The following is a 17147-nucleotide window of genomic DNA, read 5'->3' on the forward strand; positions in this document are numbered from 1 at the left end:
TACAAGGCTATAGGTCCATAAAGAATTGGACCCAGGCTGAAGTGAGATTAAAGTCCTTTAGCATTTTGGAGGTAACCGCATTAAAATCTTTATTGTTGGTTACAATATTCTTACCCTGAACCGGCAATTTCCATTTATCGGGTGCCGTATCAAAACCGGTAACGCTGGTAGCAAAAATAGTGATGTGCTGATGCGGTATGGCCAGACCCAATATCATACCAGGCAGCCCATTAAAGGACTCAGGACCGCCCCTGGCCAATATTTCATCTGTATAAAAAGCCACTACATAAATCGAATCAAAAAATAAAGCATTGGCGCGGTGACATTGGTAACCTGCTATCTCCCTTGTCTCATCCGTCAATTTCCACTTAATCTTTTTCAAAGAATCTTTTACAAAAAAAGATTTCTCAAAAGCCTGCTTTACCGTTGTAACTTCTGCCTGTTCAAAATTGCTGTATACCTGGTTTTTATAAGCAACAGGAATAGCAAAGGTTTTCGAAAAGTCGATATCAGGATTTACAGGCTGATAAAGGCTATAACTGTTATTAAAAAAAAGATCAAAACTATCTTTCCAGAACTGGGGTGATGTACTACGGTATTTCTGCATAAAAGTAGGTATCTGGTCTTCGGGCACCTGTTTAGTTTCTCTGAGGAAAATATTCATAGCGGCGAAAGTATTTACATTACGTTCATAGCGGATTTTGCCACTGTTGACGAAAGCTGCATACTGCGCCTGTACCAGGAAGGATGAAAAGGAAAGAAGAATATATAATGCAATTTTTTTCATGAAATCTATTTTATAAACGAACGGATGATAAAAGTTAATAACGGCTATTGTTTGAGGTTATTAAATTTTGTAAAGCTCCAGGTAGCGCCGATCATAAAAAAGCGGCGGATAGTTGTGTACCGGTTTTCAGAGAAAAAAGTGTTGGTGGCTGTTCTTTCGTAACCATTGTTCTGGTTCAAAATATCGTTGCAGGACAGTTTGACGGTAAGCTGGTCATTTTTGAGAAAGTTTCTGCCGATCCACGCATTCCAAATAGTGCGGTTAAAATTATTTGCGAATGCCTGCGTTTTTTCCTGCCACAGGTAAACGGCATCCGTATGCAATTGAAATTTCTTCAGGAAGTACACGTCAACCGACGGATTAAACGTAGTAAACAAATAATTATTTTTGGTGTCAGGTTGTAAGGATGACTTATTAATAGTATAACCTACCTGTCCCAACAGGTAAACGGTATAGCTTTTAAACTTTGTCTTATGCAGTTCAACTGCAAAAGCTGATGTATTGTAGTTCAGTTTATTGACCTCATTGTTAATAGGGCTGTAAGAAGTTCCGCCACTGAAATTCAACCCCACTCCCGTTTGTATATCTACTCCCTTGATTTTTTTAGAATAATAGGTATTTAAATAGTAGTTATTGTTGGTATAGCCATCCATATTTACAAAACTGTAGGTATAAGCACCTGAAGGATTTACCAAAATAGACTGCGTAATAGGATTTGAAGTGAGTGTATAATTGAAATTAGCTCCATAATATACATTGGTTACAATTTTGCTCGCATAGAAATAACCATTCAAACTATTATTAAAGCTGTTCTCCAGGCTGGTATTTGCTACAAAAGTTGTTAGCTGTGAATTGTTATACCTGAAAGGCATCAGTTGGTTGCGTGTAGGATTCACCGACGAGCCATTATAACTGATGTTGATGGCCTTGTAATTACTGAATTTATAATTAAAGCTCGCGCTGGGATACCAATTAGTGAAGGACCGGTTCAGTTGCAGCAAGGTATAATCATCTTCGATATCCATGGTTATCCGTTTTACATTATTGCCGATCTTAACCGTCATCTTTTTTAGCGCGTAATTCAATGCTGCACCGGCCTGGTTACCCCAAACCTGTGCATTCATTTTGGTACTAAAAGCTGTATCAATCACATTGCCGGAAGGATTGTTCGCCAGGTTAAAAGAACGTTTATCGTCCCGGTTATCTTCATTGTTTAATGTATAGTTGAGTATCAGTGACAATTTAGAGGTAAGGGGTTCGGTATAGTTTACATTCAAGCTTAATGTACGCCAGTCATCATTCATACTTCTTCTTAAATGCAGCAGGGCCGAACTGTCAGGATTATTATTGTTATCAAAAAAGTTGCTGTTGGAGCGGCTCTCTCCTTTCGAAGCATCACCGGAAAAATTGTTCCTGGAATAAAAGGAAATGGTTCTTCCGTATTTCTTCAGCTTTTTTTCCCAGGACAGGTTTACATTGAACGTATTAAAATCATAGTCGTTAAAACCCGAGCTCACATTGTCATATAAACGTGTGCTATCTCCCCTGAGATTATTGGTACGGCTATTATTGGAATTTTTACTGTTACTGATATTGCCATCGGCAAAAACCGTAAAAGTAGATGTAGTATCTGATTTGAGAATGTATTTGGTATTTGCTTTATGGGTGGCGCTTGAGTTATTAAAGCTGCTGTTGGCACTGCTCAGTATAAGTCCCGTAGGAAGATTGTTTTGCGAATTAGTAACTTCTTCTCCCTCCACATCCAACAGGTTTAGCTTATAATTACCATTGATGGATTCTTTATCTGTGTTCCATTTTTTATCGTAATGCACACCACCTGACACAGCCCTCGGCAAACCCTTTCCTGAATAATTTTCACCTGCCTGGTCATCGTCACCTATTTTTTCTTTATCGGCAGAGCCCAATCCCGTTCTGCCAATATTACTAACGGTTCCATAGGCCGACATTCGCCTTTTGCCTTTAAAAAGATTAGCAACACCCTGGGCATTATAGCGGCCGTTAGTTCCTGCACCGGCCTCTGCTTTGCCGAAAATACCATGATTTTTATCCTCCTTTATTTTAAGGTTAATCGTTTTATCCCTCACTCCGTCTTCTATTCCTGTAAAAGCAGCAGCATCCGATTTTTTATCGAACACCTGCACTTTATCGATCATATCGGCTCTCAGGTTCCGGGTAACCAGGGTCGGATCATCACTAAAAAACTCTTCGCCGTCCACCAAAACCTTTTTTACCTTTTGTCCCTGGGCGGTAATATTACCAAACTGGTCTATCTGCAATCCCGGCAGCTCTCTCAACAGGTCTTCTACGGAGGCATTGGGCTGAACCCTGAAGCTATCAGCTATATATTCGGTTGTATCTCCCTTTATTTTGATAGCGGCCGCTTTAGAAGAAACGATCACCCTTTCCAATAGCTTTTCTTTGGGTATCAGGCTCACATTGTTCATATTCAATATTCCTTTGACGCTATTTTTCATATCTACGCTGTGAGAATAATCTACATAACGGGGATAAGTGAAAAACAACACATATTGACCTGTATCCGCCAGGTTTTGAAAGGAGAACTTACCATCCTTATCAACGCGGGTATCTTTCAGGATAAAAGAGTCCTTTCCGTTGAGCAATACCACACTGGCATTGAGCAGGTTAATACCTGAGCTGGTGTCTTTAACAGTACCGGTAATAGTGGCCTTTTGGGCAAAAACAGATAGGCCAGCGCTTAAAAACAGCGTCAAACTCAGGAGAATGTATTTATATAGCATGTCGATTATATAGCAGTTTCCAATAAGTCAGTTAACTTTTTGGACTGCAAAATTAAAAAATATAGGGCCGTATTTCACTTTTTGGTGAAATTTCCATCCCCTGTGCACAACCATTCACTATTGTTTTGAACACTATAAATGACTGCACTTATGTGTATTCGTTTGAGCCAGGTAAAATGTTACAAATAAAAAGCGCAAACGTTTGCACCTTTATCAGGCAAATAAAACAACAGATTCGAATTACATTTGTTTGAGCGCTTGCCTTGTATGCCGTCAGGTATGGAGTCAATCAGTTTTGTTCATTCGAATTATGGCCTTATGTCTACAGTAAACAAACAGATCCTGTTAATAGCAGTCCTACTGTTATCCTGCTTTTTTTCCTATAGCCAACATCATGCAAAACCGCAGAATGTTATCCTGATCATCGCCGATGATATTGGTTATGGTGATTTAAGTTGTTATGGCGCCAGGGCTGTTCGCACGCCCCATATCGACCAGGTAGCGAAAAGAGGACTGGTTTTTTCAGATGCCCATACAACGGCATCTACCTGCACCCCCTCCCGTTATTCAATTTTTACCGGTGAATACAACTGGCGCAAAAAAGGAACGGGAATTGCGACAGGAGATGCAGGAATGGTGATACGGCCAGAGCAATTCACTATGGCTGATATGTTCCAGCAGGCTGGTTATACCACCGGAGCTATTGGCAAATGGCACCTGGGCCTGGGTGATAAACAAGGCGACCAGGATTGGAACGGGTTGATTACCCCCGGGCCTGTCGATATTGGATTTGACTATTCTTTTCTTATGGCTGCTACCGGCGACCGGGTGCCCTGTGTTTGGGTGGAAAACCAGAGAGTGGTTAATTATGATGCCGCTGCACCTATTTCTGTAAGTTATAAAAATCCCTTTCCCGGTGAACCACTGGGCAAAGACCATCCCGAACTGCTTACTAAACTAAAACCCTCTCCGAATCACGGGCATAACCAGGCAATTGTTAACGGCATATCCCGCATTGGTTACATGAAAGGTGGTGGTAAAGCCTTGTGGCAGGATGAATATATTGCTGATACTATTGCCTCAAGAGCGACCTCCTTTATTAAACAACATAAAAAAGAACAATTTTTCCTGTATGTAGGCACCAATGATATTCATGTGCCCAGGTATCCACATCCCCGTTTTGCCGGTAAAAGCGGCATGGGTTTTCGTGGCGATGCAATCCTCCAGTTTGACTGGACCGTAGGAGAAATTGTAAAGGCTTTGAAAGAGAACGGGTTGTTTGACAACACGCTCATTGTTATCAGCAGTGATAACGGGCCGGTAATAGACGACGGCTACCAGGATGAAGCTGAAGCATTATTGGGCAATCATAAGCCATGGGGACCATTGCATACGCGAAGCGGAAAGTATAGCAATTTTGAAGCCGGCACCCGGGTGCCTTTTATTGTGAGTTGGCCTGCACGTGTAAAAAACGGAACATCTGCAGCCCTGATTTCCCAGGTTGACCTTTTGGCATCTTTTGCGGTACTGGTGGGCCAGCAATCAATACCAGCACAGGTTACAGACAGCCAGGACCAGCTTAAAGCCTTGTTAGGTACTGGTAATACAGGCAGGCAATACATTATAGAATCATCCACATCACTGTCTGTTTCTGATGGCGAATGGAAATATATTGTCCCTAACACATCTCCGGCCTTTTATGAATTAACCCAAACCCGATCGGGCAATGCTCCTGTTGATCAGCTATATCACCTGAAAACGGATCTGGCAGAAACCCGGAACCTTGCCAATGACAAGCCGGAAAAAGTAGCCGCATTAAAAGCCCTCCTTTTAAAGGAAAAAGAAAAAGGATATATGAGAGATCGCTAAACCCTTAAAACAGGCAGGTATTACACAAGCTATCAGGCATAACCCTATCTTTACCGGCTATGGATCAGCAGGCAATTTTAGAAGCAGTAAGAACTTATGTGTACCAGGAGTTCTCAGGTGAGGGAACAGGACATGATTTTTTTCACCTGGAAAGAGTGGTAAAAACGGCCCTAAGGCTGGCCCGCCAGGAGGACGCAGACCTTTTTATGACGGAGCTGGCCGCCTGGCTACATGATGTAGGAGACCATAAGCTCAACAACGGTGTGGATCGGTCGGAAGAACAGATCACAGCAATTTTAAGCAAACTGAAAACTCCGGATGAAATGATCCGGGAGGTAATCGAAATTGTTTCCCAGGTTTCTTTTAGTAAGGGGAAAAAAGCAGAAAGTTTAGAAGCTAAGATTGTACAGGACGCGGACAGGCTGGATGCCATCGGGGCTATTGGACTGGCAAGGGTCTTTGCATTTGGAGGCAGCAAACAACGGGAGATATACAATCCTAAAAATCCGGACCAAACTACCATTCAGCATTTTTATGACAAACTGTTGAAGCTAAAAGATCTGATGAATACCGCCGCGGCTCAACAAATTGCGTTGGAACGACACGTATACCTGGAGTCATTTTTAGAACGTTTTTACAAGGAATGGAACAGTGAAGCCTGAGCACTTTAATAAGGAAAAAACTTCTTTTGCGCAGGATTTTTTAAAATCACCGCCGGGCTGCTAACCAGAAGCCTGCTTATATTGGGGGGGCTTATTCCTGTATCTTACCAATAAATACCGTCTAAAGGGAGGCCTGTTAATATGTCAAATGAATTAGGTCAACCAGCTTGGTACCTTTTAACAAAAGGAGCCAGATATTGTCAAATTCGGTTTCCGGCAGGTTTTTATATACAGTACTTTGGGTGAGTTTATTTAAAATCAACGGCACTGTATTAGAATGCCCTACCAATACCAGGGTTTTCCCTTTTTGGCTAAACACCAGCGACTGGATCGCCTCTACATCCATAGGGTTATAACTTTCAATAGCTATACCGCTCTGAGCACTTATTACCTCTACGGTTTCTCTTGTTCTTTTATAGGCCGTGCTATAAATACCATGTACCGGAGTTTTTGATAAAGTCTTTGCCAGCGCAGCAGCCCTGATTTTTCCCGGCCCCGACAAAGGCGGATCTTTTGACCCGTCATCAGCTTTTTCTGCATGACGTATAATAAATACTTTGGTAATGGAATCTTTTTGAGCCGCAGTATCGTTGCTTATACCTGCTGTAAAGAGCAGTATGATGATCAACCTGAAAATGTTTTTTAATGGATTCATTTGGTAATAAAGTAAAAGTTGAGAAACCTTTATTTGGTCCGGGCTTAAAATATCTTATAGCGCTATCGCAATTGCTACCCGTTCAAACGAAGATAACTTTTTACAAAGATTGTCGGCTGTTTGAATAACGTAACCTGTTTTCACCTCCTAAATACTGCAATTCACCGGCCATATAGATGTCATTCATCCGTTTCCTATTGGCTGGTGGCTATGCCCGGGTGTATGTTTGTGAAACAATTAATAACGACCAAAAAATAAAAATGAAAAATTTAATACTTTCTGCCGCTGTTTTTTTAACTGTAAGCTTTGCCGCAACTGCTTCAACTGTTGAACCTGTTGTAAACGAAAAAGCCCAAAGAACTTTTGTGACTGTTTTCAAAGATGCGGACAATGTAACCTGGAGCAATAGCGGCAATAATTATGTAGCTTATTTCGAAAATGATGGTATCAAAACACGCGCTACCATTGACAGCAAGGGCAAGCTATTGCAGACGATCCGTTATTACAATGAAAGCCATTTACCAGCTACTGTTCTTGCTGCTATTAAAAATGATTATAAAGGCAAACAAGTTCATGGCATAACCGAAGTAACCAATAAAAACGGAACCAACTACCGGATCGTTTTAAAAGATATCAGGTACTACACCCATATCAATGCCAACCAGGCAGGGGACACTGAACTGGTTGCCAGATATACCAGGGCCGACTAACAGGCAACCATCATGGTTTTTATATATACCCGGAGGAGCTTTGCAGCTCCTCCTTTTATTTTTTTAAGCCACCAGCCGGTGAATTTCGGTGAACAATAATTATCTTCGGAACCGAAAATTGTACTAAACCATTTAGCTAACAATTAGGCCCATAATTTTAAACCGACTTTCGGGAAGCACCTCAATGGCTCCTTGTAGTCACCCTCAAACCTAAACATATGCAAACAACAAAACGGGTTGTTTTACCTATTCATTTTAGAACCGCCAAACAGGTACCCAACAACTTAAAATCATTTTTTTCACTGTGCCTGATCATAGCGGTCTTCCCCGTTTTATCCAAAGCCCAAATAACCTTTTCGAGCCCTGGCCTGCCAACCAATATGGAGTTTACGGGAAGCGGAGTTGCTTCGGTACAGGTAGGCGATCTTAACGGTGATGGGTATGCTGATATAATTTACAATTCAGCACCAGGCGGCGGCATTACTTATCTGCAAAATAATGCAGGTAATTCATTTAGTACGCCGGCCGTAAATCCATTTGCCAACTTCGCCAGCGCTACACCCGCAGGAGTTATATTAACTACAGCCAACCTGGCCGATTTCGACGGAGATGGAGACCTTGACTTCTGGGCGCCTGTAGCAAACGGCCCTCTAAATGATTTATACCTGCGCAACGATGGAAGTGTTTTTACATCCGTAACCATACCAGGTATGGAATTTACCGGCGCAGGCGCAGGTGCTGTGAAAGTGGCCGATATCAATAAAGATGGTTACCCCGATATTATTTACAATTCAGGCGCCGGCAGCGGCATCACCTATTTGCAGAATAATGCCGGGTTGTCATTTAGCACACCCGCTGGCAATCCTTTTGTTAATTTTACGGCCAGCTCACCGGCCAATACGGTTTTTAATTCAAGTTGTGATATTGCCGACTATGACGGAGACGGAGACCCGGACGTATGGGTGCGTGTAGCAGCAAGTGCAGATGTGTACCTGCGTAATGATGCCGGTATTTATGTAAGCGGGACTGTACCTCCCGGCATGGACTTTACAGCAGCAGGCTTGGGTGCAGTGGAGGTTGCAGACTTTAACGGCGACGGGCTGGTGGATATTCTTTTCATGACTGCAACGGGAGGCGCTATCAACTATTGGCAAAACAACCTGGGATCATTTTCAACTCCCAACCCAAATCCTTTCGCTGGTTATTCAACGGGCACACCTACGGGTACCATTGCAGGTAATAACATGACTGTAGCAGATTTTGATGGAGACGGCGACCTGGATATATGGGGGCGGAATGCCAGCACAGCTGCTGATTTTTATGCAATCAATACGAGTACACCTCCCGGCCTTATATCTTCTACACCTGCCCGTAATGCTATTAATGTTGTTAGATCTACCAATATCACAATGGTTTTCTCTAAACCCGTTTTTACTGGTAGCGGCTCTTTTCACATCCGACGTGTTTCAGATAATTCTATATTGGAAACTATTGCTGCAACCGGATCGCAGGTTACAGGTTCAGGCACCACAACTATTGTCATTGACCCGCAAGCAACATTATCCAGTACCACACCTTATTATTTGACGTTTACCCGTACAGCCCTTGCAGATGCTCTCGGTATCATCCCCGGAAGCCTGGATGTTAATGCACGTATGCCTGCATCCAGTCCTGATTTTCTAAGCTTCACCACCTCAGCTGCGCTTCCGGTTACATTTGGAAACTTAGCCGCAGTCATTCACAACGGCGTATTGAGTATCGACTTTACTACTTTAGCCGAGTCATCCAACGATCATTTTGACATAGAAGCATCAACCGACGGTGAGTCGTTTGCTGTAATTGGAACGATAAACAGCAAAGCTGAAAAAGGTAATTCTTCCATTGCCATTAGTTATAGTTTTATTAAAGATATACCCGGCAGCTTATTGAATATCAGCTTTATGATTTTATTACTAAGTACACTTCAACTGAAGTCCAGGCGTAAAAGATTACCATCTTCTATATCATTAATTATACTGATTGCATTTGCATTTACCGGCTGTAATAAGCAAAACAAAGACCTGGTTAATACTAAAGACAAAATCTATATACGTATTGCCCAGGTGGATAAAGATGGCTCAAAAAGTTACAGCAAAATCATTACCGCAACCAGGGAATAACTGGAAGTACCTCAAAAAAATTAAAAGCATTGCCCGCAAAGGCGATGCTTTTTTCATTTCGGTAATCCGCCTTTGATGCTGATCTAAAATGCAGTTTTAAAATTTCCGCATTTCGTAAATGCTTATTTCAGCGGTTTGATACCTTCGAAAAATTTTTTTCGGGAATCTTCAAATGACTTTAATGAAACTATCGGGGTTTAGGAACCAGGGACTTGTGTTTTTTATTTTGTTATTAACGGGTAATTCGGTTTTAGCGCAATCGGGAACTATAAAAGGAAAAGTAATTACAAGCGATAACCAACCGGCACCTTATGTGACCATTACCCTTGTTGGTACCAATAGAAATGTGATTAGTGACGAAGCGGGTTACTATAATCTTACTAAAGTACCTGCGGGAGCTCACGAACTGGAAGCCTCTTTTGTTGGTTACGAAACCCTTAAGCAGTCGGTTACGGTTGCCGCTAACCAAACCACAGTAGCCGATTTCCGGATCTCCATTTCCAATAGCCAGTTGCAGGAAGTAATTGTAACCAACTCTAAAAATAAATTTGTTTATAAATCCAGTGAATATGTAGCACGTATGCCGTTAAAGAACCTTGAAAATCCACAGGTTTACAATGTTGTGGGCCGTGCTTTGATACAGGAACAGGTGATTATTGAACGCACTGATCTTTATCGTAATATACCCGGATCTGTACCTAATTTCTCCGCAGGTGGATCAATGGGTTTGAGTATGAGAGGTTTTTCAACTACCATTGGAATGCGAAATGGTATGGCCACCAGCGCCATTGTGCCGCTTAATCCTGCTATCCTCGAACGTATTGAGTCTATTAAAGGCCCATCGGGGACTTTATTTGGAAGCAACCGGAACGTAACTTTTGGTGGTGTTTATAATTATGTAACCAAGCGCCCTTATGAAGAATTTGGCGGAGAGATAAGCGTTGCCGCCGGTAGTTTTGAATTTGGACGTGTAACAGCAGACCTCAATACCCCAATCAATAAAGAAAAAACAGCCTTGTTCCGTATCAATGCCGCGGCACAATCGGAAGGAAGCTTCCAGGACCAGGGCTTTAATAAAAACTATACCATTGCCCCTACTTTTTCTTACCAGGTAAATGACCGGCTGAAGTTGATCCTCGACATGGAATTAACGCGCGGCAACTACACTGTTGTTTCATTTGCACTGGGTAACCTGGCTAATATCACCGCCCGCAATTTTAAAGACTTGCCCCTGGATTATAAAAAATCATATATTAATAACAGTATCGATGTAAATAACGGCATTAACAATATACAGGCGCAGGTAGAATACAAAATTTCAGATAAATGGAAATCACAAACCAATTACCTGTACTCGGTGGGACATTACAAAAGTCTTTACTGGACTGCTTTAAATATGACTACTGACTCAACTTTTAGTCGTGTGGTAAGAAACCAAACGCCTGAAACTTTTGGAAATATAGAGGTTCAGCAAAATTTTATTGGCGATTTTAAGATCGGGTCTGTACGTAACCGCCTGGTTGCGGGTATTGATTATAACTATAACTACAATGACCTATATCGTGCCACAGTGAATTATGACGTGATTAATCTAAACCGGCCACTACGCGGTATAAGCCGTCCTGCCATTGATTCGATGTCAGCCAGACAGGGTTTTGCTACCACGTCAACGGTTGCTAAAAATGCCAGTATATATGCCTCGGACGTAGTAAATATTACAGATCGTTTATTAGCTATGCTGAGCCTGAGAGTAGACCGTTATTCCACCAAAGGCACATTTAATGTATTAACCGGTTTGTATACGGGCGCTTATGAACAAACATCTTTATCACCCAAGTTTGGATTGGTGTACCAGGTTATTGCTAACAAGTTGTCCGTATTTGGTAACTATATGAACGGGTTTGTAAACCTGGCACCGGTAACGCAGCCGGATAATACCATCCTGGTATTAAAACCACAATACGGTAACCAATTAGAAGGTGGTGTAAAATTCGATTTGTTCAACACAAAACTGGCCGGAAGTGTAAGCGTGTATGATATCAGCGTTACCAATTCTACCCGTACTGAGTTGATAGACGGCAGGAGCTTTACCTTCCAGGACGGAACCCAGCGCAGCCGCGGTATAGAAGCGGAGGTAATTGCCAATCCTATCACGGGTATGAACATTGTTGCCGGTTATGGGTTTAATGAGAACAGGTATCGAAATGCCTCGCCTGCGCTGCAGGGTAAAAATGTAGTTTTTAGTCCTAAAAATATTGGTAATCTCTGGGTGAGTTATTCAATACCTGAAAGCAAACTAAGAGGATTGGGCTTTGGTGCCGGTGTTAATTATGTGGGAGACTCCTGGTATGATGCAGCCAACAGCTTTAAAGTTCCGGGCTACACTTTATTGAGCGGATCGGTATTTTATGACGCACAGCGGTACCGTTTTGCCTTGAAAGGTAATAACCTATCCAATGAGCGTTACTGGAATAATAATGGAACCCCACAAAAACCATCAAACTTTATAGCCAGTGTCTCGTTCAAACTCTAAAGGCAGGTTCAGGAAGGTTGTCCGATGGTTTCACCTCTGGCTCGGTTTAGTATCCGGGCTGGTATTTTTTATCATGGGTTTAACCGGCGCAATTTATGCCTATCAACCAGAGTTATCCAGGCTAACACAACCTTACCTTACCGTAAAAGAAGAGCGAGGTCCTTACCTGCCCGTCTCTCAATTAAGTGAGATCGCTGCAAAGCAATTACCGGGTAAAAAACCCACAAGAATTATTTATTATGCAAAAGATCGCGCAGTAACCGTACATTTTATTAAAAGAGGCAGTGAGCCCTATTATTGGGCAGTATACCTGAATCCGTACAGTGGCGAGGTCTTAAAAACCAGCAATACAGAGACTGAATTTTTCCGTTTTATTCTACGCGGGCATATGTATTTATGGCTGCCGCAACCAATAGGTAAAGTAGTGGTGGCCGCCTGTATGGTTATATTCACCGTCATTGTTGTCTCCGGGCTTATTCTTTGGTGGCCGCGTAACAAAAACTCCCGTAAAAGCAGCTACACCTTGAAGCTAAACGCGTCTCCGAAGCGCCTGAATTACGATCTGCACCGGGTACTTGGTTTTTATGCCAGTTGGGTGCTGGTATTTATTATAGCAACGGGGTTGGCCTGGAGTTTTGAAAGTGTTATGAAGGCCGAATACTGGTTATTTAGCGGTGGTAAGGAAAGGCCCGCTCCACCTAAATTTGTCTCCCCCAACCCAGGTCATAGCACTACACAACCTGCATTAGACAAAATATTGTTTACGGCTACTCAAAGTTACCCGGGTATCGAACATTACCAGGTTAGGTTGCCCGATTCCGACAGTGCTTCGGTTAATATTGTTATGTATCTTGAAGAAGGTAAATATGCACCTGCAGATAACCTGTATTTTAACCAATACACCGCTGAACGTTTTACCGCTCAAAACTGGGGATTGTACAAAGATGCCAACGCGGGGGAAAAAGCAAACCGGATGACTTATGATATTCATACAGGTGGTATCGGTGGATTTCCAGGTCGTACCCTGGTATTCTTTGCCGGTTTAATAGCCGCCTCACTTCCTGTTACAGGATTTTACATCTGGTGGGGTAAAAAGAAAAAGAAGAAGAAAAAGACCGTAGCAAAGCTAACGATCATAAAAAAAACACCGCAGCGGGAATTGGTCTAGCCCGGGTATATTTGGATTACCACTGAATTCTTACATTTAATAATCAGCAATTCCTTGTCTAACGGATTAAAGGTTAAAAGTCCGTTAAAGCAAATCTGTCGAAAAACATTTCCATTTAGCCAGCGTTATTCATTACATACTTACAACAACAAAATTTATATAAAGATTTTCTCATAAGCAGTTAGTTTTGGTTTAAAGCCTCACGTTTCAACGCGAGGCTTTTTTAATGCAGCTGCAGCACATAAAAAAGCGCTACCAATTCGGTAACGCTTTCAATCATTTGCTGAATACTTATTGTTGCCGGTTTACCAGCACCGTTTTACTGTAAGTTATTGTACCATCCTTATCCACCTGTGCAATACGGATATAAACTTTAGTCTCGCTTGCACCCAATTGCTCGTTACTGGTTTTAGAACAGCTGTATAATATTGCAGAGCACATAATTAGCAAGAGCAGCCCTTTTACCTTTTTATTACGGATGGGGATTGCCAGGGCCAGGCAAGAAAGGACACCCCAACCGGCAATAGCTGCTATCCCGTTAATATCCTGCGTAATAGTATAATTAATGGTGGTAGAAGAGTTTCCATTTGATGCCTTCGATTCGATATTTGCAATTTTGGTAAAGTCTTTACCATTAATTGATGCTTCTATTTCGAAGTGATCATTGTTGGTTTCAGAAAGCGTAGTCCAGGAAACAGCCAGTTGCCGGTTATGAGTAGCAGCGTTGACAGTACCCCATAGTACCGGCATGGCTTGTGCGGACTCGTAGACCTGTATTGAACCAGATGATGGGGTACCGCCTACAGAACCCAGCGAAACACCCACTAATAAGTTGCCTCCGCTAAGCGCTACCGAGTTTCCAAACCATTCATTCACTGCACCCGAAAAACGCTGTTGCTGGGTGTAGGCCGAACCTGTGGTACTGAAAATATATGCCGCCCCCGGGCTTGTTACCCCATTAATATCGCCACCCGCTCCGCTGATGGCCAAGTTATTACCACTTATAGACATGCTATAGCCTAAACCTTCATTCTGAATGCGGTTGGTGGCAGTAATTTTTTGTTGTTGAGTCCAGGTGGTGCCGGTTGTGGTGAATACATATGCCGAGCCCCTGTAACTATCGTCGCCATATGCCCCAACGATCATAGTATTGCCCGACATCGCTACCGACTGGCCAAAGTTGTCATCTGCAACACCATCACCGGCCAGCAACTTTTGCTGCTGAATCCAGCTGCCTCCAGAAAAACTATACACATACGCGGAGCCCCGCCTTGCATCGTCACCCACCGAAGAAACTACGATCTGTGTACCATTCGTCGCAATAGATGATCCGAACAGGTCGTCTGCAGCAACGTCGGCCGGTACAATCTTCTGTTGCTGCACCCAGGTGCCACCAGTCAGGTTATAAACATAGGCCGCGCCGCGAGCTGAGTTATTGTAAATAGCACCAACGATCAGCCTGCTACCATCTAAGGCAAGGGAAAAGCCGAAGCCTTCTCCTGCGGTGGCAGGTGTTAACTTTTGAAGTTGCACCCAGTTACCGCCCGAAAGCCCAAATACATACACGGCACCTGTATTGCCGTTTTTCCCATAAGCACCTGCAACAATATAAGTACCGTTGGTAACTACGCTTGCACCGAGATAATCATCCGTGGCAATATCGGTGGAGAGTAGTTTTTGCTTAAAGCCCCAGGATCCGCCTGTTTTTTCATAAACATATACAGCGCCTCTCCAGCTATTATCGCCATTGGCGCCGGCTACTGCCAGGTTGCCGCTTACACTAACTGCGCTGCCCAGGAAGGCATCAGCTCTTTTATCGTTGGCCGAAAGGGATGTTTTGAGGGTAAATTGGGCCTGTACGCCTACGCACAACGTCAGGAAACAGGCAACGAAAAATGTTTTGTGCATCATTTAAATTTTGGTTGAGGTTTTTAGAGGATTCTGTTTGTGTTTTGAATAAAACATAATAAGCCTGCTCAGGCATACCAGTTTAGAGCTAACAAAGGTATCATCGGTTGGGTCGTTTAGAGGGTAGCAAAGAAAAGCCATATTTCAGTCAGTTCCAAAAAAATGTAAGGCTACAGCGGGCAAGGCATTTCAGATCTGCCGGGATGAATCCTGTTCCATGCTTTTCGCCTCAGCAAAACTGCTATTCACCGGTAATACCTATGCTGTTCATCCTTTTGCTATTGACAAGAGGTACCCGCCCATTGTATGTTTGTGAAACAATTAATAATAAATACCCGCCTGCATCCGGGCCGGCAACAAAACAAATACAATGAAAATTTTAATCTTATCTGCAGCTGCTTTTTTAACTGTAAGCTTTAGTGCCGTTGCTTCGACTATCGTACCTGTTGTAACCGAAAAAGCGCAACAAACTTTTGCAGCTACCTTTAAAAATGTGGATGAGGTAAGCTGGAGCAACGCCGGCAATAACTACGAAGCTTTTTTTGACAAAGATGGTATTAAAACGCGTGTAACGATTGACGGCAAAGGCAGGTTGTTGCAAACAATTCGTTATTATCAAGAGAATGAGCTTCCCTCGAATGTTCTTTACAAGGTTAAAAATGATTATAAGAATAGCGAAATACATGGCGTAACTGAAATAAGCAATATAAATGGTGTTTACTATCGCATAATTTTGAAAGATAATACTCACTATACCCATATCAATGCCAACCAGACCGGTGATACGGAGTTAGTTATCAAATACACGAGAGGCGACCGGTAAGCAACCATCGGTTTTTATATATACGAAGAGGAGATCATTGTCTCCTCTTTTTTATTTGAGCCTGAATCTATTTTTCGGTGGATAGATTCAACCGGCGACTTCGGACTGGCAACGCCCCGATCCAAAGATTTACAAAGAGAAGTTTGCAAAATGACGATAAAATAGCCCGATTAATCTGTACATTTATAATGCCATCATAATCGGATCGCCATTGACTCAACCTGCCATCATACCCATTATTGAACAAAAGCAAACGGCCTACCGTTTTTTCACTCCTGTAGTATTATTGCTTATCGCCGCCAATATTGCCGCAGATTACTTATATACCCTCTTCCAGCAAACGGCTTTTTATCTGCCGGAGTCGGCGCTTTTCAGCAGTTACTGGATCTTGTTTGTACCATTGGTATTATTGCAGCGGAGTTGGATGAATACAGTTGCAAAACGGTATCAGCAATTATCCATAACATTGTTCGCTACAGCCCTGCACCTGGCTATCTACCCGGCGCTGGTAGGTTTACTGTCTGCCGTTTTTTATAGCCATACTTTTGCCTATTGGCAGAGCTTTCAATACGGACTATCCACCTACCTGGTGCAGTCGCTGATTATTTATGGTTATGGCTTTGCAGCAACTGCTTTACCAAAGCAGGCCGAACCCCAACAGGCTTTTATCGAAACCATTGCTACAAATGCACCAGCACTACCGGCAGCTTTCCTGCAAACCCTGCTCGTTGCCGATGGCCCTAATGCGCAAACACTTTTAGCTGTAAATGATATTCATTACTTCTCTGCCAGTCCACCTTATGTGACTATCCATCTTTCTGATAAAAAAATCCTTCATTCGGCTACTTTAAAAGGATTGGAAGGTGAGCTGGATGGCGGTGTATTTGTCAGGATCCATAAATCTTACCTGCTTAACATAAATACCGTTGTGTCGGTACAATCGCGCAAAAACGGCGACTATGATGTAACCCTCACCAATCAAACCGTATTAAGGGTAAGCCGTAACTATGCCTCACATTTTAAGCAACAATGGCTGGCAAAGCCTCAGCTTGGATTAAAATAGACTCATCTTACCCCATTGCATTTGCTTTCT

At 42.6% G+C, this 17147-nt stretch carries 12 protein-coding genes; 8 read left to right on the forward strand and 4 right to left on the reverse strand.

Going from position 1 to position 17147, the window contains the following annotated elements; translation table 11 throughout:
* Positions 1 to 7: 7 nt before the first annotated feature.
* Positions 8 to 787, reverse strand: a complete 780-nt coding sequence (locus ACLOAU_RS17560) for a GLPGLI family protein (RefSeq protein WP_427863210.1) — start codon at positions 785 to 787, stop codon at positions 8 to 10.
* A 44-nt stretch (positions 788 to 831) separates the two neighbouring features.
* Entirely contained in the window at positions 832 to 3567 is a 2736-nt protein-coding gene (locus tag ACLOAU_RS17565) for an outer membrane beta-barrel protein (protein ID WP_427863211.1), read from the reverse strand.
* Positions 3568 to 3885: 318 nt separating this feature from the next.
* Between ACLOAU_RS17565 and ACLOAU_RS17570 the strand changes: the two genes are divergently transcribed.
* Together ACLOAU_RS17570 and ACLOAU_RS17575 are read left to right on the forward strand one after the other, a co-directional pair.
* Complete coding sequence (locus ACLOAU_RS17570) at positions 3886 to 5436, forward strand: sulfatase family protein (protein WP_427863212.1); 1551 nt, start codon at positions 3886 to 3888, stop codon at positions 5434 to 5436.
* Positions 5437 to 5495: 59 nt separating this feature from the next.
* Positions 5496 to 6098, forward strand: coding sequence for an HD domain-containing protein (locus tag ACLOAU_RS17575; RefSeq protein WP_427863213.1), 603 nt, complete (start codon positions 5496 to 5498; stop codon positions 6096 to 6098).
* 136 nt (positions 6099 to 6234) lie between these two features.
* On the opposite strand, the gene ACLOAU_RS17580 is transcribed toward ACLOAU_RS17575, so the two are convergent.
* Entirely contained in the window at positions 6235 to 6753 is a 519-nt protein-coding gene (locus tag ACLOAU_RS17580) for a SixA phosphatase family protein (protein WP_427863214.1), read from the reverse strand.
* Positions 6754 to 7013: 260 nt separating this feature from the next.
* Here ACLOAU_RS17580 and ACLOAU_RS17585 point away from each other — a divergent pair, with 260 nt between their 5' ends.
* The 4 genes from ACLOAU_RS17585 (at position 7014) to ACLOAU_RS17600 (ending at position 13323) form a co-directional block, all read left to right on the forward strand.
* Positions 7014 to 7463 (forward strand): hypothetical protein, encoded by a 450-nt coding sequence (locus tag ACLOAU_RS17585; RefSeq protein WP_427863215.1) that lies wholly within the window; start codon positions 7014 to 7016, stop codon positions 7461 to 7463.
* A 218-nt stretch (positions 7464 to 7681) separates the two neighbouring features.
* On the forward strand, positions 7682 to 9622 hold the full coding sequence (locus ACLOAU_RS17590) for an FG-GAP-like repeat-containing protein (protein WP_427863216.1): 1941 nt from the start codon (positions 7682 to 7684) through the stop codon (positions 9620 to 9622).
* A 181-nt stretch (positions 9623 to 9803) separates the two neighbouring features.
* Entirely contained in the window at positions 9804 to 12155 is a 2352-nt protein-coding gene (locus tag ACLOAU_RS17595) for a TonB-dependent siderophore receptor (protein WP_427863217.1), read from the forward strand.
* Positions 12136 to 13323, forward strand: coding sequence for a PepSY-associated TM helix domain-containing protein (locus tag ACLOAU_RS17600; protein WP_427863218.1), 1188 nt, complete (start codon positions 12136 to 12138; stop codon positions 13321 to 13323). The genes ACLOAU_RS17595 and ACLOAU_RS17600 overlap by 20 nt, the downstream gene beginning before the upstream one ends.
* A 291-nt stretch (positions 13324 to 13614) precedes the next feature.
* Here the strand turns inward: ACLOAU_RS17600 and ACLOAU_RS17605 are convergent, their stop codons facing one another.
* Positions 13615 to 15234: an FG-GAP repeat protein gene (locus tag ACLOAU_RS17605; RefSeq protein WP_427863219.1), complete on the reverse strand. Its 1620-nt coding sequence runs from the start codon at positions 15232 to 15234 to the stop codon at positions 13615 to 13617.
* A 367-nt stretch (positions 15235 to 15601) separates the two neighbouring features.
* Here ACLOAU_RS17605 and ACLOAU_RS17610 point away from each other — a divergent pair, with 367 nt between their 5' ends.
* Together ACLOAU_RS17610 and ACLOAU_RS17615 are read left to right on the forward strand one after the other, a co-directional pair.
* Entirely contained in the window at positions 15602 to 16054 is a 453-nt protein-coding gene (locus tag ACLOAU_RS17610; RefSeq protein WP_427863220.1) for a hypothetical protein, read from the forward strand.
* A 211-nt stretch (positions 16055 to 16265) separates the two neighbouring features.
* Entirely contained in the window at positions 16266 to 17117 is an 852-nt protein-coding gene (locus ACLOAU_RS17615) for a LytTR family DNA-binding domain-containing protein (RefSeq protein ID WP_427863221.1), read from the forward strand.
* Positions 17118 to 17147 lie beyond the last annotated feature (30 nt).

Source organism: Paraniabella aurantiaca (assembly GCF_050309965.1).
Taxonomy (GTDB): Bacteria; Bacteroidota; Bacteroidia; order Chitinophagales; family Chitinophagaceae; genus Niabella.

Excerpts from the sequence above, each read along its gene's own strand:
- ACLOAU_RS17560 (WP_427863210.1), bottom strand. The coding sequence starts at position 787 with ATGAAAAAAATTGCATTATATATTCTTCTTTCCTTTTCATCCTTCCTG.
- ACLOAU_RS17565 (WP_427863211.1), bottom strand. The coding sequence starts at position 3,567 with ATGCTATATAAATACATTCTCCTGAGTTTGACGCTGTTTTTAAGCGCT.
- ACLOAU_RS17570 (WP_427863212.1), top strand. The coding sequence starts at position 3,886 with ATGTCTACAGTAAACAAACAGATCCTGTTAATAGCAGTCCTACTGTTA.
- ACLOAU_RS17575 (WP_427863213.1), top strand. The coding sequence starts at position 5,496 with ATGGATCAGCAGGCAATTTTAGAAGCAGTAAGAACTTATGTGTACCAG.
- ACLOAU_RS17580 (WP_427863214.1), bottom strand. The coding sequence starts at position 6,753 with ATGAATCCATTAAAAAACATTTTCAGGTTGATCATCATACTGCTCTTT.
- ACLOAU_RS17585 (WP_427863215.1), top strand. The coding sequence starts at position 7,014 with ATGAAAAATTTAATACTTTCTGCCGCTGTTTTTTTAACTGTAAGCTTT.
- ACLOAU_RS17590 (WP_427863216.1), top strand. The coding sequence starts at position 7,682 with ATGCAAACAACAAAACGGGTTGTTTTACCTATTCATTTTAGAACCGCC.
- ACLOAU_RS17595 (WP_427863217.1), top strand. The coding sequence starts at position 9,804 with ATGAAACTATCGGGGTTTAGGAACCAGGGACTTGTGTTTTTTATTTTG.
- ACLOAU_RS17605 (WP_427863219.1), bottom strand. The coding sequence starts at position 15,234 with ATGATGCACAAAACATTTTTCGTTGCCTGTTTCCTGACGTTGTGCGTA.
- ACLOAU_RS17610 (WP_427863220.1), top strand. The coding sequence starts at position 15,602 with ATGAAAATTTTAATCTTATCTGCAGCTGCTTTTTTAACTGTAAGCTTT.